At 63.6% G+C, this 1,483-nt stretch carries 1 protein-coding gene; it reads left to right on the top strand.

Annotated elements, in window-relative coordinates:
• Positions 1 to 72: 72 nt before the first annotated feature.
• Positions 73 to 1,483 (top strand): SBBP repeat-containing protein (locus tag AC11W3_RS17495; protein ID WP_484093450.1); only part of this gene is annotated, 1,411 nt, incomplete at its 3' end.

Raw genomic sequence — 1,483 nt, forward strand, 5'->3', positions numbered from 1 at the left:
TTCACCGCCACCTGGACCGCTACCTCATCGACGGAAACGCTCCGCTTCTCATCGCCGGCAGGAAGCGATACCGTGGAGTATCCCGCTCTCTCCATCACCTCCAGCTACCTTCCCAACCCTTCGCCCAACGTACCCTACGCCGGAACCCTGGCGGCGAAAGGCGGGTCTGCTCCCTACCAATGGAGGGTGGCGTCCGGGGCCCTGCCGCCGGGGATGACGCTGAACGCCTCCACCGGCGAGATCGCAGGGACGGCCGCTTCGGCGGGGAGCTACTATTTCAGCATCGAAGTAAGCGATGCCTACGGCGGCAAGGCAGTCAAAGACCTTTCCCTGGTGGTGACCCCGCAGCCGTACTCGGAGTCCTGGAGGACGCTGATGTCCCCCTGCGGTGCCTGGATAAATCCTGCGACGCTCCTGGGCAATGACCTCGATGTGGCGGTGGACGGCAACGGGAACAGCTATGTCGTCTCTCCATCCTTCGGGCCATCCTACCAACTGGGGGTGGTGAAGTACGACCGGGACGGCAAGGTGGCCTGGACCAAGCAGTTGAACCAGGAGAGCATCGATCGCGCCAATGCGGTCACCGTAGACAGCGAGGGTAACCTCTACGTCGCGGGGAGCACCGGTTCTTTGGCCAGGTACCTCCTGCTGAAATTCGACACCGACGGAAACGAGATCTGGCGCCGGGAGCCTGCGGGATCCGTTCTCAAGGACGTGGTGACCGATGCCCAGGGAAACGTCTACGTGGCCGGCAACGGTTACGGGCTCCAGACGGTCAAGTACGACAGGGACGGCAACGAGCTGTGGGCCAGGGAATTCCAGATGGCAAAGATGCTCGATGATCCCCACCTGGCAGTCGACGGCGCCGGTAACGTCTTCCTGACCGGCCACAACGCGAATACCTATGTCGATCCCAGCTACGATCTGGTGCTCCTGAAGTACGACGTTTCCGGCAACCAGCTCTGGTTCAGGACCTATGACAACGGCGGCTACGAGTTGGGGCGCGATATCGTCGCCAACTCCCGCGGGGAAATCTATGTCACCGGCGCCTCGATAAGCGCTCCCATGACCCAGTTCCTCATGAAGTTCGACGCCGAAGGCAACGTCCTGTGGAACAGGCCCTACTCCGCCGGCAAAGGGACCAGCGGCTTCGGCCTTGCGCTGGACAGCCGCGAGCAGGTCTACGTGACCGGCAGCGCTGAACTCTCTCCCTACGGAGGGCAGGCCCTGACGGTGCTGAAATACGATGCCGGCGGCAATCTCCTCTGGAGCACCTCGGCCGGCCACGGCGACGGCGCCGAGGGTGAGCGCATCGCCATAGGTCCCGACGGCGAGATCATCGTGGCCGGCGTGGTACGCGCCGGTGACGAGCGGTCGCTGGCGACGATCAAGTACAGCTACGGCTCCCCGATGGTCGCCCTGAGCTACAACCCTCAAGGGAGCGGTGCCGGGACCGTTACCCTCGACCCCGGCGGGAGTTTCA

Source organism: Geomonas sp. (assembly GCF_056994735.1).